Raw genomic sequence first — 20,552 nt, 5'->3', positions numbered from 1 at the left:
TACAACTATCCGGCAGGTGCTTCTTGAAACTTGCCAACAGCTTCATGCACCGGATAGGTATAATATTACGCAGTCTGAAGGGACTAGTAACTAGCACTTTGCGCCAGTATTAATGCCTGACACGCCAATTTGAAGGTGTATCCCCTTCCCAATTTCGGAACGCACGATAGAACGAATTCTGGTCTTCATATCCAACCAGGAATGCCACTTCTTTGATATCGAGCGAAGGATCTGCAAGGTACTCTCGGGCCTGCTCACGTCTGGCCTCGGTTAATAATTGCTTGAAGTTTGTGTTCTCCTCTGTCAGTCGCCGCTGCAAAGTACGATCACTCATGCGAAGCTCTTTGGCGACCGTCTGAATGTCAGGGCGCTTTCCAGTGAGGCTGCGTTTTATAATCCATTTGACCACTTCAATAATGGATCGACTGCTCTCCTGTTCGTCCAGCGACCGTTCCAGTGCCGGGGTCAGAATCTCCAGTAACTCCTCGTTATACGAAAGAAATGGAAGACTCAGATCTTTCCGCCCTAGCGTCACCCGATTATAGTTGGAATGGGTATGGACTCGACAGCCGAAGTAAGCTTCGAGTATGGCTACGTCACCCATTGGTTGCGAGAATTCAACCCTTTTTGCAGTCAATGGCTGTCCTGTGCCCCTCCGTCCAAGTTCGATCAAGAATGCCAGGGTAATACCCACCAGCAATGGCGGACCTGGTTGCTCCTTATGTAACCATTCGAGTTCAATGATACATTCTTCCCCTGCTTCGTTCATCTGCAAGCTCTCGGGAGGGCACATTTGCTTGTAACGGACCATTCGATTCAACGCATCCCGATAATCACGAGCATGGTACATCGCCAGAACAGGCGGAGGATACTTCGATATTTCATATCCAGTTGCAAGTTTGATGATGCCTTCGGCAGTGTCCCCAATGAGATCTGAATAGGCCTGCCAGATTGCAAAGTACTGAGCTTGGGTCACTACAGGTTGATTGATTACCTCTAGAGGCAGTTGTGCAGTGTGAGCTACGTCGTCAGCACCAATCCCTAATTGATGTAATCCTGCCCAAAAGCCTGGATGAACTTTAATTCGATCATTCAATTGTATCTTCATGCTTACGATATCCTTTAGCCATATTCTGATGACCCAAAGAAGAAATAAGACGAGCAATCGTTTGCGGGCTGTCCTCGCTATTGGATTCCAGCCATTGATTGATGATGCCTAAGGAACCATGAACCATGTAAGTGAGCGTATAGTCCATTGTAAATGTCTTCTGGCTGCCCGCGTCTTCTCCATTTTTTAGCAGAAAGTCTTCCAGTAGAACTTGTGATAAAAAGTTATTTTCTCCACTCTCCGAAATCAGGATTTGATAGATCGTTTTCTTATCCTGAATGATGTTCAGCAGATTAATCATCGATTGCTCTGTTGTGCAGGGACTTGTCCCCTGTCCTAACGTTTCCATGATTTCTTGCGTAAATTCCATCTGCAAGGCTTCAAACAATTCATAAGGATCTTTGTAGTGCAAATAAAACGTCCCCCGATTGATATCCGCCTGCTTACATATTTCAGTTACCGTTATTTGAGGTAATTTTTTGCTCTCTAACAGCTCTAGAAAGACCTCTTTAATAAGCTCCATCGTATATTTAGTTCTTCTATTATTTTTGATTCCAACCATGAGCTAACCCCTCTTATTATCATCTTCTCAACAAACATAAGCCGAACTGTTGAATTCATAACACTATCACATCTATTGATGATTGTGATTGCAGAGATGAGTAGATTATACTGACATTGCGATATCAAATCAACACATGTTCATTTAATAACAAGGATCCAAATGCATAATTCGATTTCAACCATATAAGAGGAGCAATCCATATGACAACTATCTCAAAACAACCTAAAGTTTTAATAGTCGGCGCAGGAGCTGTTGGATTTTCAGTGGGTTACCACCTTCGCTTAGCTAGTGCTGATCTGACTTTTCTAGTGCGAAAGGGACGAATAGAAGCTTTCCATGCTCCTCAGAAACTCTATTGTTATGACGATGCTTCTCTCAAAGATTTTAGCGGCTATCATGTCATTGAAGATGTAGCAGCTATCAAGCGTCAGCAATATCAATATATTATTGTCACCTTGGATGGTCATGCGAGTCGCACACCAGAAGGTATCGAACTGCTGTCCAAGATAGGTAATGTTGTGCTGAACTCCACAACCACTGTCATTATGTGCGGGTTTGGGAGTGGAATCCGTGAACATTATCTGGAGGTGATGCAGATTCGAGAGGATCAGTTACTAAGAGGAATACTGGGTACGCTGAGTCATCAATCCTCGGCTGATTTACCTGTCCACGAGCCCACCGATCCCAAACAGGTTGCTCAAGCCATTGTCTGTTACAAACACCCGACGAACAACGTCGGTTTCCAGGTAGAATCCAATAACAAAGCAGCAGCTAAACAATTTATCGCGCTGTATAATCAATCTAAAGTCTCGCGCTGTGGTCGAGTAAGCCCGGCCATGTTCAATATTTACTCCAGTATCGGTTTTCCTGTATATGCTGCTTGTGATATTTTGGGCTGGCCTCCCTTCTCGACTGTTATTGCCAATACAGAACTTTGGCAGCTCGCTTGCCGTGCCCAAGGTGAGATAGCAGCCTTGCCTAGTCATGGTCTTGTCGGCAAAATGATGGGTGTTGTGATGGGCGCACGCATGACGGCAAAAATACAACTTAACATGGAACGGGATATGCTGCCTCTCGATTATCAAGCCTTCAATCGTTTCCATCATGGTGGGAAGGTACGCACTCAAGATGTGGAATCTTTGCGGAATTCAATAATTGAAGGCCAACGCCAAGGCCGTCCCATGAAGGCATTGAAGGAATTACTGCAACGTGTAGTTGAACATGAAGCAGCGAGCGCATCTACACGACGTTAAAATAAATAGAAGAGGTCCTTGCTCTCCAGCAGGGACCTCTTCTTTGTTTCACTCCGCAATACGAAAACACGACTGCCCTGAGTGGTCAGTCGTGTTCAAGTTCATCATTTTATATCTATGAAGAATATGCATTTTGTAATGAGGCTACTCATTTAAAGCCGTTTTAATCAGGGCATTCACCCGGGAATTAAACAGCAGACCGATATGAGATACGAGGGAAACGGAAATGTTGTTGGCCCCGCTCAAACGAGAAAGTGTCGGGGAAACAATTGTATCACTGGTGGAATAGATTGAAGTCACCTTTATTCCACTCGGAGCTGTAGTTGTGGTCAATCGATTAGCCCCGCCAAGGGTTATCAACTTATCCACTTTAGAAGCGCCTCCACGGTTAAGTATGTAATACAGACTATTGGCTCCGCCCATGCTATGCGCTACAATATTGACTTTCGTGTGACCTGTTTCCCGTAGTACATCATCTACGAATCGACTGATTGCTGCGGAATTCAACAGCTGGTTTCCTTGTTTGCTCGGGAGGTCAATAGCGAATATTTCCTCTCTCGTCCACCCTTGGCTACGCAAATAACTCTCAATCGCTGTAAAATTGCTATCTGAACCGGTTAATCCATGTACCAATACAATGGGCGTACGTGCTGTAGCTGCAGAAGCCTTTGAACTTGAGCCTATTCCAGGTATCGATAAGGTAAGGATCATACTCATGAATACCATAAGTATTAATTTAGTCTTTTTCACTTCATTCACTCTCCTGTAAAATGATTTATATTCCATATATTACAAGCTGACATATGGAATATAAATGAACCTTTAGCCTCATTTTTACAGGATTATCCAAGGAAAACTACGTTATCATGTTTGAAATTTGAACTCTAGTTCGCTAATTCTTTTATCCTTCAACGATATCTGCGTGCAGATCTGTTGCAATTTCAATCATTTTGGGTACAATAGCTTCGTTAGAGATAGCTACATATAGATCTCCCATGTACAAACGAAAAGCTATTTGTGCTCCTTCAAGGTCCCACATAAAAAAGTCACCATCAATGGACATGGTGCTCTCCGCTCCGACAATGTTAAGAACCGTTGAATAGGTAAAATCGGGTTTGGATGCGAAGTAGAGTTTACACTCTTCCAGGGAGATGGATTGTTCCGCATTGCTTTCTTGCATGGATCGGGTAATTCGAAAACGCTGATTCATTGATCTGCCTCCAACATTTTATTAATACATACATGTTCCACAGCATTACATTTTCTCATTTTCGTCTTTCACTGTCAAAACCATGCATGCTCTATTCTATGAATTCATATATACTGGTACATACAAGTGCACAACGAATTTCTACAATCAGGAGGAGTCAAATCAAGATGTTGAAAACAGAATTCATTGATGTACTGTCCATTGTCTCACATAAATTATATGATTCGGCTGCTAATGTTATGGATACAGCGAGCAGGTTAATTCCTGCAAATACGTTTTGTATCGCCCAGTTGGATCACCTATCGACCAAAGTTCTGAACGTATATAATCGCGACAAACTAATTCTGGGTGAGGGGCTAGTCGTTGACAACGCCGAGTCATACTGTGCGCTTGTGACCGAACATAGTCAGGGCCCATTGGTGATAAATAATAATCTGACTCATCCATTAACCAGACATATGGACGCTACCGAATTCGTAGGCGGTTGTTCATTTGTCGGTGTACCCATACATAATGAAAACGGAGAAATTTACGGCTCCCTCTGCTCATTTGATCAGGATTTCTATTCCTATCAACAAAAGGACGTGGATCTGCTTCTCTCCTTGTCTTCATTTTTCACGGGTCTTCTTGAGATGGAAACGACGCTGCAACAGTTAAAACATGCGGAAGAAACGGCTGCAAGAGTGCTTGAAGAGAAGAAAAATCTGCTTGCCGTCCTTAGTCACGAAATCCGCACGCCGATGAATGGTGTTCTTGCAATGGCCAATCTGTTGCAGTCTACCCGACTAAATGAGGATCAATCGTTATATGTTAATGTCATCGAGTCAAGTGGCGCCAGCCTTCTATCGATGATGGATCAAATTCTGGACTACTCTAAAGCGGAAGCGGGTGCGATTTCTTTGGAAATCAATCCCTATAGTGTCACTGACACAGTTGATCACGTACTACAGTTGTTTTCCTCTGAAGCACAAAAAAAAGGAATCCGATTATACGCAGAATACAATATAAATGATCATCTGGTGCTTATAGGTGATCGTCATAAAGTCCGTCAGATTCTAATTAATCTCGTTGGCAATGCGCTGAAATTCACAGAGAAAGGTGAAGTATGTATCTCTACTCAGGTAGCTGCTGATCCAGAAGGTACACTCCATGCATCTTACGAGATAATCGATACGGGCATCGGCATCCCCCAGGATCGCCAGGATCTGTTATTCAAATCGTACTCCCAGATTCATGGTAACTCAGGAAAATATGGAGGAGCGGGGCTAGGCCTGTCCATCTGTAAACAACTCGCTGAATTGATGGGTGGCGTGGTATGGCTTAAAGAGACGAGTGACTTGGGCAGTCGGTTTGCCTTTAATATTTCCAGTGCTGCACCAACGTCCATGCAAATCTCTGAATGATGAATATATTATTCTATCTGAAACAGATAGGAGGTATATACATTGACCCAATTTCTGGATGCTCGATCATCGCAAAATGCTGCGTTGTTTAATTCCATTTCCATACCGATTCCAGTGATTAACACGCCTCAGTTATTCGCCCAGATTGGTCTGCAAACGGCTGGAGCGGGAACCAATCTGAGAGTCTCCCTAAAAGGAACCATAACGGTACAATTACCGCTTGCTCTATTTCAAGTTAGGATTATTATTGTAAGAGGCACAGTTGCAACCGATCCGATCGTTTACTCCGGAAACTACACCTATGGTCTGAATGGTCTGCTTAACCCTGAAGTGATTGTCTTCTCTGCCAGTGACTTTAACATTCCGATCGTGCCACAATTAACCTACTCCGCATTTATCAGTACCAACTTGCTCGGAACGGTTCGGGTAGGCCCTGAGAGTTTCGATGGATTTGTCGTTTCGGATTAACATGAATACCTCCACCCCCATACTCTTAATCTGTTTGCCATAAAGATTAAGAGTATGGGGGTGTTCCATTTACACTGAATTAGTTTCCAAAATAAACATCCAGCTTACCCGTGGGCGGCGTTGTAGCCATCCACACCGCTGCCAGATTATCCGGACTGACGGTGGCCGCAGTAATATAATCTCCAATCAGTACTGTGGGCATCGGAGAGTTGCCATTGGGATTAAAGGATGTAGTTGTGATCCGTCGGTTGGTGAAACTGGCACCCCCATTAAAAGATTCCGCAACAAAGACGTCCAGTAGGAACCCGTCAATTCGATTTGTGTAATAAATAACTCGAATCGTGCCCGCAAAAGGTGACACGCTGATCGACGGGAAGAAATTCTGCGTGCCTGGAGGTGCGCCTGTAATACTGACTGGATCTGACCAAAGAAGGCCATCGGGAGATTCGCAGAATAAAATATCGGTATATCCGGCACGTGCATCATTCCAAACGCCATACACAGTCCCACTGTTAGGTCCATTCGATATATCCGCGCCCAAACTTAAGTTGGTCTGTACTCGAAAAGCGTAATTCGGTACAGGCAAGGGCGAAGGTGCAGGTACAACGGATGAGATGAACGTAGCCTGCCGCTCTAGAGGGGGTTGATAGGTAATCCCCCCATCATACGAAATACGCAATAGCGCGGAAGGACTGGCAGGACCCGTAATGATATATCCCGCGTAGACTTGACCTGAGAATCCAACAGCCAACGCTGCCCGGTCATGGATTCCTCGCGGATTCGACTGTCGGTCAGGTGGTTCCCAGGTTATTCCTTGCGAGAGTGACCTTTGCGTAAATATGGCGGAAGAAGCGGTAGCAAGCGGTGTGTAACCGACATATGCATTGCCTCGATATGGGCTTCCTGGGGAACGATCAACGGCTATGTACGGTTCATCATTATGAACAATGGTACCGAAACCCGCCTGTACAATAACTGGTGGCTGCCACGTTAGTCCATCATCAAATGAGGTATAACTTGCAATGGTTCCATCGTTGATCCCGTTAAACAAGTGAACGGTAACGATGAAGGTATTGGGAAACGTGTAGTCAATTGTTGGTGCTTCTGCCCCTGCATATCCAGCTGGTTGAGGAAGTACAGTGGTCGACCAGGTACTGCCTCCATCAATGGACCTATAGAAGCCAGTCAATGTGGGTCCTGTACTGGTATCCACAGCAACTACACACATGATACTCGGGTTCAACGTATTAACCGCAATCGAGGGTTCAAATTGACTGCCTGCCAAAGCTCCAGTAATATTCACTACTACCATCTGCTCACCTCTTTTCGTTTAAGGGATATTTGTGAAGCGGTCAATCAAAGTCATCTCCGATTGAAGCACACGCTGAATGATCTGGCCTGTAGAATTAACACCGTATACATGAATGACCGTACTTGTGGCACTGAAATAATCACTTTGCACTTCATAAAAAGCCGCATTAATCAGTGGATAGATTAAGCTTCTCGTTGCTTGGGGAAGTAATTCAAAAAGATCATGACCAATGGGTATGCGCGCCGCTTGAGTGGTGTCCCACCTGAAAACTTCCAGCTCAACATTGGCAGGTGAATTGAGGGAATCATTAATGCATGTTACTATCAGCTGTGTGGATTGGGTCTCACCCGAAGTTGGATTGTAAATAAAGCCCGTAGAGTTTGGCAAAAAGCACACTCCTTCCGCTATGTTTATTAGATTATATTATGATTCCTGCCATCCGTATGACTAAACATCCAACTCTTATATTGGAACGATATGAAAATTTTGTTATGCTACATATGCTAGATTACTAGATTTTGTTCAAAACATGATTCGACTACTTATGTAGAAAGTTGGAGGAATTATACGATGTTCATTAAACGAGCAGGAAAAATTGCTGCGGTTACTGTAATTGCTCTCTCTATCCTTGGAAGTACCCCAAATATCGGTGGAGCCTATGCTGCTCCAGCCATTACCGTTCAATTGGATGATGTTCCCCTGAAGTTTGATGCAGTACCCCGGATAGACAAAGGTGTCACTTACGTTCCCTTTCGGACGGTCGGAGAAGCCCTTGGTATCGATATTACCTGGAACAGCAAATCACAGACTGTAAAAGCGACGAACACTGTGAACGGACAAACGACCGAGGTGCTATTACAAGTTGGCAGCACCACAGCGACCGTAAATGGAAAAAAAGTTACACTCCCTGCAGCACCTGTTCAGCGGGAAGGACGTGTACTCATTCCACTCAGTTCATTCAGTAACCAATTCGGTGTAAGTGCGCGCTGGAATCAGGCAACCAAAACGGTCTCCCTCGTCTCACCACAGCGCGAAATGCATCTGAGAGCCTTCTATGCATTGCAATCCTTTCAAGAAAAGGATCTTATTGCTTCCATGAATTCTGTAGCATTTGGCTGGAGCCGCATTGATCGCAATGGACAATTCACCCTTCAAGGTGATGAGTACCGCCTCCCTGCTGCTGCGGGTGATATTACGCCGCAGTCCATCGTTGCTGACGCAGCGGATCAGCAGATCCAACCACAGCTCATGGTGTATGCCTTGGATGGAAATGGTGAACTGACCAAAGTTCTGAGTGACAGCCGCCTGCGACAGAAATCGATTGAAGGTATAACTGCTGCGGTAGCTGAGCATGGTTTTGGCGGAGTTGTTCTGGATTTTGAAGGACTGGGTTTTAAACTGGATGCGGTAGAACAACAGAAGTTGCTCAATGCTTATGTGAAACAATTGAAGAGTTCCTTACCCCAAGACACAGCCTTATCTCTGGCGGTACCGCCGCTAAACAGTGCTTATAAAGGATATGATTACAAAACACTTGCCTCTATTGCAGATGATCTTATTATTATGGCCTATCAGTATAATCCGGTTGGCACCAAATCCCAGGTACCCGAACCCAATAGCCTTGTGGACCAAGCCATTCAGCAAGCTCTTCAAGCTGGTGTCCCCAAAAATAAGTTGCTTCTCGGTATCAGTTTAAGCAGTGAAACGCCGTCCTCTGTGGATGATAAACTGGGTCTTGCCAAACGTTATGACCTGAAAGGAGCTGCCTTCTGGCGCCTGGGTCTGTTCCGTTCGTACAATACGAAGATGGAAGATGCCGTGAATGCATCTGTCATCAAAGAATAGACATCTTTGAGTGGATGAATAAATTACATTTCACTTAAAATAAAAGAAGGACCGAATCTCTCTTGTCAGAGACTTGGTCCTTCTTTGCTATCCATTTATTTCATAAGTTTATCCACGCTTCCAAATACAAGCTTCACAATCTGGGTCGGACCGGGCAAACGAGGTTGAAAGAGAAGAATGATTCCAATGACAGCCGCCACAGCAGTAATTCCTGCTGTCACTATTCTGGCTCGCTTCTCTTTGCTACTCCTCCACTCTCCATACACTATTGCAGTCGCCAACATCAGGATTCCAAGGATTGAGCCCAGTTTCATGCAATCACCTCTCTTTCTCAAGCTTGTAACAGGAGCAAATGCTGTTAAGTTTCGTCCTCATTCGGTATCCCCTGTGGTCCGGTTGATTTACCGGTACGCACTACGTGTGCATCCACTTTAACTTCCACGTCCAATTCAGGATAGAGGGTTTCCCAGTTCTTCTCCTGCTTCTTCCATTGCTTCGGATAATATCTGCGGAATTCAACTGCAAATTTGAAGAAATCGGAGCGCAGCTCCTTCTGGGACAGGTCTAAAGCATCATGAGCCAGAGATGTGAGCTTGGCAGACCATTCCTGTTCCAGTTTAGTTAACACAGCGGGATCCGTTAGATTGGCATCCGTCGTATTTAACACCACTTCTCCGCTGGTTTGGATATCCACCTTCATGCTCCAATGCTGGTTTACAATTCGTGGCTTCAAGGCCGTTTTAATTTCAATGAGTCGAATCGAGAACGAACCCTCTAACGGCTCAAACTCAACAGGCATGATAATGTTGTTCAGCTCTTTTGCGAGTAGCAATACACCTACGCTCATTGGTTCCTTAACCGTTTTGACATAGCGATCCTTGTTATACAAGCTCAGACCTTTCACATATGGTGTAGTCGTCAGTTTATCCTGATCGGGTTCTGGGGGTAAGACTAACATGCGAGACAAAATGGCGGAAGTGCTTGGTCCTTCAATGGATTTAGCCAGTTCAAGTGCAGTGACACGTGTACCTAGCTTCAGATTGGCCATCTCACGCAATGATTCAGCAGAACTCCGCTCCAGGGGATCAAGTAACGCCAGGATATCTTTCGCCGCCTTTTCGCTGGAAAAGACATACGCATGCTCCCTGAACTGAGGATAACGCAGGAAGAAATCGATGTACTCGCGAATACCGCGCTTGCCGGCTTGTTCACTAATGATAATGACTTCGCAGTGCCCCCAGAACATATTTCGGGGAACTTTCCGTTGCAGCCGATTCAACGCCTCGGCAATCGTACGCCCCTCCGCTGTTCGAATCAATGTGACACCGCTTGGACTGCCTCCGCTCCCACTGCTATCTCCTCCACCTGCTTTGCGCGGAACAAATATCTGTGAAGTCAATTGTACTTTGCCCTCTTCGTAATCGATCCCCGTAGCCAGCACGATGGCCAAATCGTTAATTTCGATACGATCCCAGCAGCCACTTAACAGCACACAAGACAATATCAGCAGAAGTAGTACTCTGCATATTCGCAAGTGCCCCTCCCCCCATCAATCAGTACTCGCTCGATTCTTTCTAACATGTGCCCAACCCTTTTTCAGCCATGCAACACCGTAGATCATAGCCGGAAGGATTAATAAAATGCTGATCGTATACAAGTTGGCTGAAGCGCTAACCAGACTGGAAATGCCCGATCCGCCGGACACAACCCAGTAAGCAAATACCATACACAGGAACGAAAGCGGAACAACAACGGGCTTGTAGTCCTTCAACCCAAACCATTCCGCTGTGGATGTAGCAAAGATATATAGAAAAACGGAAATTTTAACGAAAATACCGAAAATCCAAACTGCAATAATAAGGGACTCGATATGTTGCAGAAAGTCCGCAATGGTTATGTATCTTGCTGCAATCATGACCGGAAATACGAATGTATCCGTCAAATCACCAATTAAAAACAGGCAAAACAGATTGGTAACCGTCATTGCAGTTGTCGTCAGTACAAGGGAACCCAGCATGACCCGGGTTGTTCGTTTTTTTTGATTCACATAAGGTAACAGAAAAGCCAGCACGATATATTCACTAAACCATGCAGCGGGTGCAGCGGCTCCTGTAATAATGGGAATGGGTCCTTTCTCCATGAAAGGGAACAGCTCGGCAGGATTCAGTTCACCGATCAACAATATAAAGATCAAAGCCAGCAGCACAATTAGCAGGGTAACAAATACTTGAGATGTTCGTCCGACAACTTCGATCCCCAGCCTGACATTAATCGCACATACAACAACCATCGTACCCATCACAACAAACAAAGGTGTACTTGGAAGTGCATTATTGACAATGAACTCACCGTATTCCCGAATAATCAAGCCCGTCAGGTGGGGCAAGAAAGCAATGTATATCAGGCCGAACAACTTGCCTGGAATCCGACCAACGATCGATACACTGGATTGAATAAGCGTTTTTCCAGGGTACATACGATCAAGACCAATGGAGATACCGATCGCAGCCAGTCCAACGAGAGAACCTATAATTGGAGTCATCCACATGTCATGTCCTGCATAGTGCATTGTAATTCCAGGCACTGATAAGATGGCCGTCGCGAGAATGGCGGGAAAGACCATGAATGCCAATTGTGTTTCCGATATTTTTCCTTTGTCCGTCAACATGTGTGATCCCGCTCCCTTGGATGCATTGGTTGCTTGGTGCATATTGGTCTAGTGCGGTTTGTTCCTTGGAGATGGACGCCACCACACATCCTTGAGTTCCTTAGCCATCGTGGGCGCTACCGGTGACAGATAAGGTGTTCCGAATGAACGAAGGCTGCTCAGATGAATGACAACCAAGATGACGCCCAGCATGACACCCGTAAGTCCCAGCGTTCCTGCCAGAATCATCATGGGAAAACGCAGTAGTCGGGTCGCGATGCTGGCAGCATAACGGGGGATCATGAAAGAAGCGATTCCGGTAATCGCGACAATGATAATCATGGGGGCTGACACAATTCCTGCACTAGTCGCCGCCTGCCCGATAATTAAGGCTCCCACGATACTGACGGCTGATCCGACCTGCTTCGGCAATCGGACACCAGCCTCACGCAGTGCTTCAAAGGCAATTTCCATAATGAGCGCTTCCACCAGTGCCGGGAAAGGAATTTCTTCTCTCGCCCGGGCAATACTGAGAAGCAATACAGTAGGAATCATCTCCTGATGAAACGTAGTAATTGCTACATAAGCCGATGGAAGCAGCATGGATAACACATAAAAAATGTATCGCAGCCAGCGTACAAAAACACTCATGAATACATTTTGATAATAATCTTCGGGGGATTGTAACATGGAAAAGATGGTCACTGGCGCAATAAGGGTGAACGGCGTTCCATCAACGAGAATAGCAAACCGACCTTCCAGCAAGTTGGAAGCAACGACATCCGGACGTTCCGTCGCTATCATCTGTGGAAATGGTGAATATCGCTGATCCACAATACCTTCTTCAATGTACTGACTCTCCAGTACGTCTCGAAGCTTCAAATCGTCAAGTCGTACCTCTACTTCCTTCACCAGTTTAGGATCAATAATGCCTTCCATATAGATAAGTGAGACACTCGTGTTCGTGCGATCTCCCATGTTACGTGTATGAATTTTTAATGCAGGTGTTTTGATACGTTTGCGCAGTAGTGACATATTCATCGTCAACGATTCTGTAAATCCATCCCGTGCCCCGCGCACAGTCGATTCAGCTAACGGTTCCTCTGTTGAACGATTTGCAGCTTGGTATAGAGGGTACGCTGTTCCAACTTTTGAACCGTCCAGCAGTAACAGAGCTTCTCCCTCTAATATGGCCTGTACCGCCTGAGTGGTTGTTTCAACATGTTTAACAGATGCCAATGGGACTTGCGCAGCTTCGATCCCCATTTCCTGAAGAGGTGTCAATACCTGTCGTTCAAGCCGCTCCGTATCACACAAACCAACACAATATACGCATAAGGCTGAAGTAAGACACGCCGTTTGGAACGTATGAAATACAATATCCGAGCAACCGGCAAAAACGGAGCGCAACATTTCTTGATCAACAGCTAGGTATCCGGTTAACGGCAGGTCCTGTTGTGTTATCGCTGATGTGTCCATGACACCTCTCCTTCCCGTTCATGCTCCGTCCAGATATTCTCAGTTAAAGGTATCCTTTACTTATAAGATGGGATATATACGCAAAATAAAGAACAGCAAAGAGCCGTCCATATGGACGACCCTTATGATACCAAATGCTATTAAAATCTCGATAAATTACTATCCTTTCACCGCACCCAAGGCAACACTTCCAATAATCTGTTTGGAAAATACAGAGAATACAACAATAATAGGCAAGATTGAGATCGCTACACCCAAATACAAGAGTCCATAATCCATCCCATAGTACCCTTGCACTAGCGCAACCAGTACGGGTAGCGGGTATTTATCCAGAGAGAAAAACAGGACGAGCGGTGTAAGGAAATTGTTCCATGAACCGATAAACGTGAATATCCCAAGGGCCGAGATCGCCGGTCCCAGAATGGGCAGTACAATCTGATTGAACGTCCGGAATTCACCCGCGCTGTCCACCCGTGCGGATTCAATAATCTCATCCGGGATGCTGCTCTCCATAAACTGTTTGATGAAAAATACGTTAAATGCGTTAGCCGCAGCAGGCAAAATAATTGCAGCATAGCTGTCCAAAAGTCCCAGCATGCTGAATAGTCGATACACGCCAATGAGGGCCAGTTGACCCGGCACCATCATGGTCGCTAACAGAAACAGAAACAACCCGTTCCGACCTTTGAATTTAAATTTGGCAAAGCCATATGCGGTCAGAGCACCTATATACAGAGATAACACGGTCGATGTTCCAGCAATGAATATGCTGTTGGCAAACCCGCGCCAAATGTTGATTTTGGATACCATATTCATATAGTTATCGACCAAAAATGATCCGGGGAGAAAGGTGAACGTTGAAGCGATTGTGGCATTGTTATGTGTAGAATAGATGAGCATCAGATAAAACGGAATAATGCAGAGCACGGCAAGACCTATCAGCAATAGATAGATGACGATCTTGCCTGCCGTCAGACGCCTTGTGTTGGCATAATGTTGAATCGCCGCATTTGGTTGTTCAATTGATTTTGCAGTTTGCATAAGAACTCCCCTCCCTATGAACGGCTCTTCCGCTTGGTCATGATGAAGGATGCAACGGACAATAATATGATGATAATAAATAGACAAAATGCTATTGCAGCCCCGTAACCAAAACGAGTGCTCTGAAATGCTACATTATAGAGATACATAATGCTCGTCATGGCTGCTCGGTCAGGACCGCCATTGCCATTGGTTAGTGTAAATGGCTGATCGAAAATCTGGATGCCACCAATAATGGATGTAATCATCTGAAACAGAATAATTGGGCGCAGCATCGGTACGATAATATCGATGAAAATATGCTTCTTTTTCGCGCCATCCATCTGGGCAGCTTCCAGCAACGACGGATCAATACCCTGAAGTCCTGCAAGGTAGATGACCATGGAATAACCGAAATATTGAAAAAACAAGATAGATGACACAATTAGCCGCATAAACCATGGGTCATTTTTCCAATTAATTGGATCTTGAATAATCCCGATCTGCATCAAAAAATGATTCAGTCCCCCGGACTGCCAGTCAAAGATCAGACTGACAAGCAACCCGAGTGATGCGGCCGTAACGATATTGGGGAAAAAGTACACGGCTCTGAAAAAATCCCGCCCTTTGAGCAGTTTATCGTTCAGAATAAAAGCTAACACAAGTGAGATCGTCAGCTGCGGAACCACGGAGACCCCCCAGATGAATAACGTATTGAACAAGGTTTTGTAGAACAGCGGATCTTGTAGTACGGCCACATAGTTACCAATCCCTACAAAGTCAGGTGTCGTGATTCCATCAAAGTTAGTGAAACTGATATAGAGCGAATACAATATGGGATAGAGGCCAAAAATGGTGAAAATAATAAAGAACGGAGCAATGAAGTAGTAGCCGTAATGGTCCTTTCGAATCGTTTTGGCAAACATATTCTGTCCCCCCAGTTATCATCGGATGTGTACAACCATTCGCTTACTTCTAGGGCGTATCTGAAAACTCCGAAAGAGTTTTGAGACACGTCCTCAGCTAATCCACTTCCAGCTCCGGAAATCTCAAGGCGACATCACGTTTGATTCGCTTCACTACTTCATCTTTGTTCTGAATGTCCTGATTGAGATACAACTGAAGTACATTTTTGTAGATATCATTGTTAATAATGGCATCATATTTGGTGCGCTCATACACAGGAACCCGCTTGGCAGCCTCCGAGAAAAACTCGAAATGCTTCTGTCCCCCCAGATAGGACGATGAGAGTGAAGGCGCAAGTTTATCATTCACAACCATATTGCTCGTAAAATAATCCTGCTCTTTCGCTAACTCGGACAGAAAGTCGTGGTCAAAATTATAGAACTCAATAAACTTCCATGCCAGATCCTTTTTGTCGCTTTTACTGTACATCGATATATAGGTCCCACCCGCGCTAAAGGCCGACGGTCCCGGGGCTAGGCCCCACATGCCTTCGGTATCCGGAGCATTCGCCTTAAACGTATATTGCAAGCCCCAGGTTGCCCCAGGATAGAACATGACCTCTCCTTTTTGCATGGATGCAGCGTAACCGGCACTTCCATCTTCATACTCTGCAAGAACATGCCGCTCACGCGCTTCACGTACCAGATCCAGCACCTCCATATAGGTTGGATCGATGACGAGCTTGCCGTCCTTCACCCAGGGTATACCGTCATATGAGTTCGATATGGCATTCCAGTTCGCCAATGCATGTACTTTATTCCCGCTAAGCTGCTGCACCTTCTCTCCAATCTCGAAGATCTTCTCCCAAGTATCAATCTGTGAACCCACCTTCTCAGGATCATCGGTACCCAGATATTGCTTCGCCAAATCCCGGCGATAATAGATTCCCCCAGGTGTTCCCTGATAACCGATCGCTCTGACATTTCCCTCACTGTCCTTTTCATTGGCCTGCACAAAAGCATATTGTTCTTGAATAAGCTCATTGGCGTTATAAGGCGAAGCCGATAAATTCTCCAGATATGGAACGTCAATCAGTTCTCGAATGTTGGCATTTTCAATCATAAATACATCTGGAGCTTTGGAGGTCGTCTGGAGCGCAGATTTAAGCTTGGTAATATAGAAGTTGCCGGGAATATTGACAAAATTCACTTTGATGTTCGGATATTTCTGCTCGAATTTCTCAATGGCATACCCAGCTTCATCCGTAAAACTCCACACCGTTATTTCCTGCTGCTTGGTTTGATTGGACGGACTGAGCTGACATCCAGCTAACAACATGAGTACACATACGAATACAATAGTTGGCTTAAACCACTTCTTCATAGGCCCCCTCCTTCTAAAAGGAAACGCTTACATTTTATTAGAGTATATTGATTTCGGAGAGGGCTTTCTCCACAAATATTGTGCATTACCCTTCATATTTTGTGATATTCGTACGGTGTTTCTTGCGAAATTCGGAGGGTGTACAGTCATTATATTTTTTAAAAAGACGATTATAGGAGTTCACATTGTTGAACCCATGGCCGATGGCTATATCCAAAATGGAATCCTGACGGAACAATAACGCCCACTCGGATTTGATAATTCGAAAATGATTCAAGTATTCCATCAATGTCACTCCTTTGATCTCTTTGAATAATTTGCAGACATGGAACTTGCTGAATTTAATATGTTCCGCCACCTGTTCCAGCTTGATCGGTTCAGCATAATGATCCTCCAGATATTCACAGACCGATTCAAGGAATTCGAATTTTTTGGATGAAGTACAGGGCCATCCTACGGACGTGAGTTGATCCGTCACCGGGGGCTTTGTACGTAACAATAGAACCATGAGATCATACAACCGCGAAACCATTAACCATCGATATCCGGGCTTTCGATTTTTTTTCTCGGCAATGATGGCATCTATATACTGAACCAGATTGTTACGACTTCCTGCATTCGACGGAATAACGGTTGTTTTATTGAAGAGTTCGCCCAGATCCTGTATCTCGGCTTCAGTCGTGAAGCTTCCTGTTAACAATTCCAGCCGGAACAAGATTATGGTTAGGTGCTCAGTCCCCGGCAAAAAGCAGTGTACATCACCTGGTTTGATCAGCAGCACATCACCTTGTCCCAGCTCACGAATATGGTCATTCACGCCAATTCGTGCGCTCTTTCCATTGACGACAACCAATTCGACCTCATCATGCCAGTGTGCAGCAAAATTAAACTGATCACCTGTATGAATCACCCGAATGGGAAAACCTTCTTCCATATGGCCTGTCTCCAGAAACGTGGGTACGCCCATCTAATCACCCTCCATTTATTTCCTATGCAAGAATCTCTCGTCTTTATTATTATGCATAAATCGCCACACTCCTTTCTTTTTGGATATTTAAAATTCTATTGAACGAAAAAAAAACTCCTCAACTCAGGTTGAGGAGCCGAACGGAATCACGTTCCACGCATTGGATATCCAGTGTATATAAATTCTCTACAGACTCTCCTTTTAACAGTTGAAAGAGAACATGACCGGCAAGCTGAGCAGCATCCGTCTTCGGTTGCCTAAATGTAGTCAGAGGTGGGTGCACATACTGAGATGCCGGGATATTGTCAAAACCAATTACGGATACCTGTTCAGGTACTGCAATCCCATGCTCTCTGAAGGCTTCCAAACCGCCAAAGGCCATTTCATCATTTGCAAAAAATACTGCGGATGGCAATTCTCCTTCGAGCAGTTTCTTCGCTGCATGGTAGCCATCTTGCTTCAAGTATTGTCCAGCGATTTTCCATGCCGGGTTCTCTTCAATGCCTGCTTCTGCCATGGCATTGAGATAACCTTGATAACGCTGCAGGTTACATTCCGAATGGGCTGGGCCACTAATATAGGCAATCGTCCGATGTCCTTTGTCGATCAGATAACGGGTAGCCAGATACCCACCTTGCGTATCACTCATTAAAACCTTTACAATATGTGGAGCATCCAGATCCCGATCCATGACAACAATCGGAAATCCTGCTTCAGATGCCTCCATGAGCAACTGATCTTCAATATTTTGAGCAATGACAATAGCTCCGTCGATTCTTCTTTCACGAATGTAACGATGGGCTGTCGACTTCTCTCCACCCAGTGAGCTGCACACGATCATATCGTATCCATGGCTCATCGCGATGGACTGTATTCCATTCACCAAATCCGAGAAATACGGACTGGACATGTCATGCACAATCACACCAATCGTTTGTGTACTCTGACGCTTCATTTCAGATGCAGGGCCGTTCTTCACGTAGTTGAGTTGGTTTGCTGCTGCGAGCACTCTCTGCCTTGTTGATTCACTTACATTACCTTTATCGTTGAGTACGCAAGATACGGTTGAACTGGCTACACCAGCCATCTTGGCGACATCTTTAATCGTTATCATGATATATACTCCTCAAAGACCGTTTCATCTATTTATTTCAATATGACTGCAATACACACCAGATGGTTCATTAGCATTCTAACACGTCAGTCCGATCATGTCTCTTTCCAGGGCGTGACTGCGAAAAAAACACATTAAAGAAACCGAGGTACCCTCATGAAATTCAGCGAATATGTAATAGGTCAGCGCTACGAAACAAAATCCTTGGCATTATCCAAGAGCGATATTATTGAGTTTGCCAAAATCTATGATCCACAGTACATGCATTTGGATGAAGAAAAGGCCACAGAAGGCCGCTTCGGCAGTTTGATTGCTTCTGGCATGCAAACGATGAATATCTCCTTTAAGTTATGGATTGAGGTCGGAGTCTATGGAGAGCATGTTGTGGCAGGAACCGGAATGAACAACATTCAATTCTTGAAGCCCGTCTTCCCGGATGATGAATTACATGTCATTGCAGAAGTCATTGACCTGCTTCCCAGACGTAAAGGTAATGGGATTGTTACCGTGCTGCTGAGTACATTCAATCAGAAGAATCAAAAGGTATTTCAGGCAGAATTAAGTGCGTTGATTGATAACTAAGGAGCGATAAAGCCAGAAAAAGCCGCCAATTGGCGGCTTTTCGTAGATATATTACATTGAAGCAATTTTAAGCGTTATAGCCTTTCAAGACCTGCCCCAAGATTTCAACACCCTTCACAATCTGTCCGTCTGATGGCGTGGAGAAATTAAGTCTGATGGCATTACAAGGGTCTTGCTCGTTCACCAGGAATGCATTTCCCGGCACAACCGCAACCCCTTGGGCTGCCGCAGTCTTGGCATAATCAAGCATTGGCACATGTGCTGGCAGATCACACCAGAGGAACAGTCCACCATCCGGTTGGGTATAGGTAATGGACTCACCCATATGCTCTTGCAGCTTGTCCATCATCAATGTTGCTTTTCTCCGATATACCTCACGAATGCTGTTGATATGCCCCGCGTAGTCATACTCTGTCATGAACTTGTATGCCAAAATCTGTGGAAGCATGGCCGTATGTACGTCTTCTCCCTGTTTCGCGACAACCATCTTCTCCACGACTTCATGTGGCGCTTGTACAAAACCGACGCGCAGTCCCGCCGACAGAATTTTGGAGAATGATCCAACATAGATGACCAGACCCTCATCATCCATAGATTTGATCGTTGGCACGTCATCTCCATTGAATCGAAGTTCTCCGTACGGGTTATCTTCCAAAATCATAACGCCATACTTCTTAGCCAGCTCGTAAATGGCCTTCCGTTTCTCCAAGCTCGTCGTTACACCGGTAGGATTCTGAAAACTCGGGATCACGTAGATCAGTTTCACATTGGGCTCGGTTTGCAGCGCCTGTTCCAGCTTCTCGATATCCATACCGTCCATCTCCATCGGAACACCGGCAAGCTTCGCACCGGATGCGCGGAAGGAGTTCAGAGAACCAATAAAGCTCGGACTCTCACAGATGATGGTATCCCCTTCATTACAGAACACTTTACAGGCAAGTTCAATCCCCTGCTGTGCTCCAGATACGATGAACAATTGATCGGATGGCTTACCCGTATCAAAACCCGTCTTCAAATGTTGAGTCAATGCTTCCCTGAGGGGAACATATCCTTCCGTAATTCCATATTGCAAAGCCGTGACCGGGTCCTGTTCCAGAATGGATTGAGTAAACGTACGAATCGCCTCAATAGGAAAGGTTTCCGGAGCGGGGTTTCCCGCAGAGAATGGAATCACATTTTGACCCGAAGAAGCCTTCAGAATCTCACGAATAATAGATGGTTGCAGTGCTGCGATACGATTGGAAAATGAATAGTTCATGTTAAATAGTGCCTCCCGACATTTCATCTGAC

Annotated in this window: 21 protein-coding genes; 5 read left to right on the top strand and 16 right to left on the bottom strand. The window is 45.1% G+C overall.

The features are described 5' to 3' along the window. Positions 1-109: 109 nt before the first annotated feature. The gene (locus MKX75_RS13685) at positions 110-1,108 is read right to left on the bottom strand and encodes a helix-turn-helix domain-containing protein (protein ID WP_339170015.1); all 999 of its coding nucleotides are present in this window, start codon (positions 1,106-1,108) and stop codon (positions 110-112) included. After that, a complete protein-coding gene (locus MKX75_RS13680; RefSeq protein WP_339170013.1) occupies positions 1,089-1,670 on the bottom strand; it encodes a TetR/AcrR family transcriptional regulator in 582 nt (193 codons plus the stop codon). Before MKX75_RS13680 ends, MKX75_RS13685 begins: the two co-directional genes overlap by 20 nt. Positions 1,671-1,873: 203 nt before the next feature. Here MKX75_RS13680 and MKX75_RS13675 point away from each other — a divergent pair, with 203 nt between their 5' ends. Beyond that, the gene (locus MKX75_RS13675) at positions 1,874-2,926 is read left to right on the top strand and encodes a 2-dehydropantoate 2-reductase N-terminal domain-containing protein (protein ID WP_339170010.1); all 1,053 of its coding nucleotides are present in this window, start codon (positions 1,874-1,876) and stop codon (positions 2,924-2,926) included. Positions 2,927-3,070: 144 nt separating this feature from the next. On the opposite strand, the gene MKX75_RS13670 is transcribed toward MKX75_RS13675, so the two are convergent. Beyond that, positions 3,071-3,652: an alpha/beta fold hydrolase gene (locus MKX75_RS13670; protein WP_339170459.1), complete on the bottom strand. Its 582-nt coding sequence runs from the start codon at positions 3,650-3,652 to the stop codon at positions 3,071-3,073. 175 nt (positions 3,653-3,827) lie between these two features. Further along, on the bottom strand, positions 3,828-4,136 hold the full coding sequence (locus tag MKX75_RS13665; protein ID WP_076331064.1) for a hypothetical protein: 309 nt from the start codon (positions 4,134-4,136) through the stop codon (positions 3,828-3,830). Between the two features lie 167 nt (positions 4,137-4,303). Between MKX75_RS13665 and MKX75_RS13660 the strand changes: the two genes are divergently transcribed. Beyond that, on the top strand, positions 4,304-5,539 hold the full coding sequence (locus tag MKX75_RS13660; protein WP_339170008.1) for an ATP-binding protein: 1,236 nt from the start codon (positions 4,304-4,306) through the stop codon (positions 5,537-5,539). A gap of 42 nt (positions 5,540-5,581) precedes the next feature. After that, positions 5,582-6,007, top strand: coding sequence for a hypothetical protein (locus MKX75_RS13655; protein ID WP_127548373.1), 426 nt, complete (start codon positions 5,582-5,584; stop codon positions 6,005-6,007). 79 nt (positions 6,008-6,086) lie between these two features. Here the strand turns inward: MKX75_RS13655 and MKX75_RS13650 are convergent, their stop codons facing one another. Together MKX75_RS13650 and MKX75_RS13645 are read right to left on the bottom strand one after the other, a co-directional pair. Further along, a complete protein-coding gene (locus MKX75_RS13650; RefSeq protein ID WP_076331061.1) occupies positions 6,087-7,319 on the bottom strand; it encodes a sialidase family protein in 1,233 nt (410 codons plus the stop codon). Between the two features lie 18 nt (positions 7,320-7,337). After that, positions 7,338-7,706 (bottom strand): hypothetical protein, encoded by a 369-nt coding sequence (locus MKX75_RS13645; RefSeq protein ID WP_076331060.1) that lies wholly within the window; start codon positions 7,704-7,706, stop codon positions 7,338-7,340. 183 nt (positions 7,707-7,889) lie between these two features. Here MKX75_RS13645 and MKX75_RS13640 point away from each other — a divergent pair, with 183 nt between their 5' ends. Further along, on the top strand, positions 7,890-9,164 hold the full coding sequence (locus MKX75_RS13640; RefSeq protein ID WP_339170006.1) for a stalk domain-containing protein: 1,275 nt from the start codon (positions 7,890-7,892) through the stop codon (positions 9,162-9,164). A 95-nt stretch (positions 9,165-9,259) separates the two neighbouring features. Here the strand turns inward: MKX75_RS13640 and MKX75_RS13635 are convergent, their stop codons facing one another. The 9 genes from MKX75_RS13635 to MKX75_RS13595 form a co-directional block, all read right to left on the bottom strand. Next, entirely contained in the window at positions 9,260-9,478 is a 219-nt protein-coding gene (locus MKX75_RS13635; protein ID WP_062834306.1) for a hypothetical protein, read from the bottom strand. Between the two features lie 44 nt (positions 9,479-9,522). Continuing rightward, positions 9,523-10,698: a Ger(x)C family spore germination protein gene (locus MKX75_RS13630; protein ID WP_062834305.1), complete on the bottom strand. Its 1,176-nt coding sequence runs from the start codon at positions 10,696-10,698 to the stop codon at positions 9,523-9,525. 15 nt (positions 10,699-10,713) lie between these two features. Then, the gene (locus MKX75_RS13625; RefSeq protein WP_186333600.1) at positions 10,714-11,832 is read right to left on the bottom strand and encodes an endospore germination permease; all 1,119 of its coding nucleotides are present in this window, start codon (positions 11,830-11,832) and stop codon (positions 10,714-10,716) included. Positions 11,833-11,880: 48 nt separating this feature from the next. Then, positions 11,881-13,290: a spore germination protein gene (locus tag MKX75_RS13620; protein WP_076331056.1), complete on the bottom strand. Its 1,410-nt coding sequence runs from the start codon at positions 13,288-13,290 to the stop codon at positions 11,881-11,883. 159 nt (positions 13,291-13,449) lie between these two features. Next, positions 13,450-14,331 (bottom strand): carbohydrate ABC transporter permease, encoded by an 882-nt coding sequence (locus tag MKX75_RS13615; protein WP_339170002.1) that lies wholly within the window; start codon positions 14,329-14,331, stop codon positions 13,450-13,452. Between the two features lie 14 nt (positions 14,332-14,345). Beyond that, positions 14,346-15,236, bottom strand: a complete 891-nt coding sequence (locus MKX75_RS13610; protein ID WP_339170001.1) for a sugar ABC transporter permease — start codon at positions 15,234-15,236, stop codon at positions 14,346-14,348. 97 nt (positions 15,237-15,333) lie between these two features. Then, positions 15,334-16,599 (bottom strand): extracellular solute-binding protein, encoded by a 1,266-nt coding sequence (locus MKX75_RS13605; RefSeq protein ID WP_339170000.1) that lies wholly within the window; start codon positions 16,597-16,599, stop codon positions 15,334-15,336. 85 nt (positions 16,600-16,684) lie between these two features. Beyond that, a complete protein-coding gene (locus MKX75_RS13600; RefSeq protein WP_339169998.1) occupies positions 16,685-17,566 on the bottom strand; it encodes an AraC family transcriptional regulator in 882 nt (293 codons plus the stop codon). 118 nt (positions 17,567-17,684) lie between these two features. Beyond that, the gene (locus MKX75_RS13595) at positions 17,685-18,680 is read right to left on the bottom strand and encodes a LacI family DNA-binding transcriptional regulator (RefSeq protein ID WP_062834299.1); all 996 of its coding nucleotides are present in this window, start codon (positions 18,678-18,680) and stop codon (positions 17,685-17,687) included. Positions 18,681-18,836: 156 nt separating this feature from the next. Here MKX75_RS13595 and MKX75_RS13590 point away from each other — a divergent pair, with 156 nt between their 5' ends. Then, the gene (locus MKX75_RS13590) at positions 18,837-19,262 is read left to right on the top strand and encodes a MaoC family dehydratase (RefSeq protein ID WP_339169996.1); all 426 of its coding nucleotides are present in this window, start codon (positions 18,837-18,839) and stop codon (positions 19,260-19,262) included. Between the two features lie 67 nt (positions 19,263-19,329). Here the strand turns inward: MKX75_RS13590 and MKX75_RS13585 are convergent, their stop codons facing one another. Further along, positions 19,330-20,520 carry a PLP-dependent aminotransferase family protein gene (locus tag MKX75_RS13585; RefSeq protein WP_339169995.1) on the bottom strand — a complete coding sequence of 397 codons (1,191 nt, stop codon included), beginning with the start codon at positions 20,518-20,520 and terminating at the stop codon, positions 19,330-19,332. Positions 20,521-20,552: the final 32 nt, after the last annotated feature.

It is taken from the genome of Paenibacillus sp. FSL R5-0341 (genome assembly GCF_037975235.1).
GTDB lineage: Bacteria > Bacillota > Bacilli > Paenibacillales > Paenibacillaceae > Paenibacillus > Paenibacillus amylolyticus_A.
The sequence above is the reverse complement of the archived record's forward strand: the minus strand, read 5'-3'. Positions and strand labels throughout refer to the sequence as shown.

What these genes read in the sequence shown, in the direction of transcription:
- MKX75_RS13610 (WP_339170001.1), bottom strand. Translation starts at nt 15,236, where the DNA reads ATGTTTGCCAAAACGATTCGAAAGGACCATTACGGCTACTACTTCATT.
- MKX75_RS13685 (WP_339170015.1), bottom strand. Translation starts at nt 1,108, where the DNA reads ATGAAGATACAATTGAATGATCGAATTAAAGTTCATCCAGGCTTTTGG.
- MKX75_RS13670 (WP_339170459.1), bottom strand. Translation starts at nt 3,652, where the DNA reads ATGGTATTCATGAGTATGATCCTTACCTTATCGATACCTGGAATAGGC.
- MKX75_RS13620 (WP_076331056.1), bottom strand. Translation starts at nt 13,290, where the DNA reads ATGGACACATCAGCGATAACACAACAGGACCTGCCGTTAACCGGATAC.
- MKX75_RS13625 (WP_186333600.1), bottom strand. Translation starts at nt 11,832, where the DNA reads ATGTTGACGGACAAAGGAAAAATATCGGAAACACAATTGGCATTCATG.
- MKX75_RS13605 (WP_339170000.1), bottom strand. Translation starts at nt 16,599, where the DNA reads ATGAAGAAGTGGTTTAAGCCAACTATTGTATTCGTATGTGTACTCATG.
- MKX75_RS13615 (WP_339170002.1), bottom strand. Translation starts at nt 14,331, where the DNA reads ATGCAAACTGCAAAATCAATTGAACAACCAAATGCGGCGATTCAACAT.
- MKX75_RS13680 (WP_339170013.1), bottom strand. Translation starts at nt 1,670, where the DNA reads ATGGTTGGAATCAAAAATAATAGAAGAACTAAATATACGATGGAGCTT.
- MKX75_RS13665 (WP_076331064.1), bottom strand. Translation starts at nt 4,136, where the DNA reads ATGAATCAGCGTTTTCGAATTACCCGATCCATGCAAGAAAGCAATGCG.
- MKX75_RS13635 (WP_062834306.1), bottom strand. Translation starts at nt 9,478, where the DNA reads ATGAAACTGGGCTCAATCCTTGGAATCCTGATGTTGGCGACTGCAATA.
- MKX75_RS13640 (WP_339170006.1), top strand. Translation starts at nt 7,890, where the DNA reads ATGTTCATTAAACGAGCAGGAAAAATTGCTGCGGTTACTGTAATTGCT.
- MKX75_RS13600 (WP_339169998.1), bottom strand. Translation starts at nt 17,566, where the DNA reads ATGGGCGTACCCACGTTTCTGGAGACAGGCCATATGGAAGAAGGTTTT.
- MKX75_RS13585 (WP_339169995.1), bottom strand. Translation starts at nt 20,520, where the DNA reads ATGAACTATTCATTTTCCAATCGTATCGCAGCACTGCAACCATCTATT.
- MKX75_RS13590 (WP_339169996.1), top strand. Translation starts at nt 18,837, where the DNA reads ATGAAATTCAGCGAATATGTAATAGGTCAGCGCTACGAAACAAAATCC.
- MKX75_RS13660 (WP_339170008.1), top strand. Translation starts at nt 4,304, where the DNA reads ATGTTGAAAACAGAATTCATTGATGTACTGTCCATTGTCTCACATAAA.
- MKX75_RS13675 (WP_339170010.1), top strand. Translation starts at nt 1,874, where the DNA reads ATGACAACTATCTCAAAACAACCTAAAGTTTTAATAGTCGGCGCAGGA.
- MKX75_RS13650 (WP_076331061.1), bottom strand. Translation starts at nt 7,319, where the DNA reads ATGGTAGTAGTGAATATTACTGGAGCTTTGGCAGGCAGTCAATTTGAA.
- MKX75_RS13595 (WP_062834299.1), bottom strand. Translation starts at nt 18,680, where the DNA reads ATGATAACGATTAAAGATGTCGCCAAGATGGCTGGTGTAGCCAGTTCA.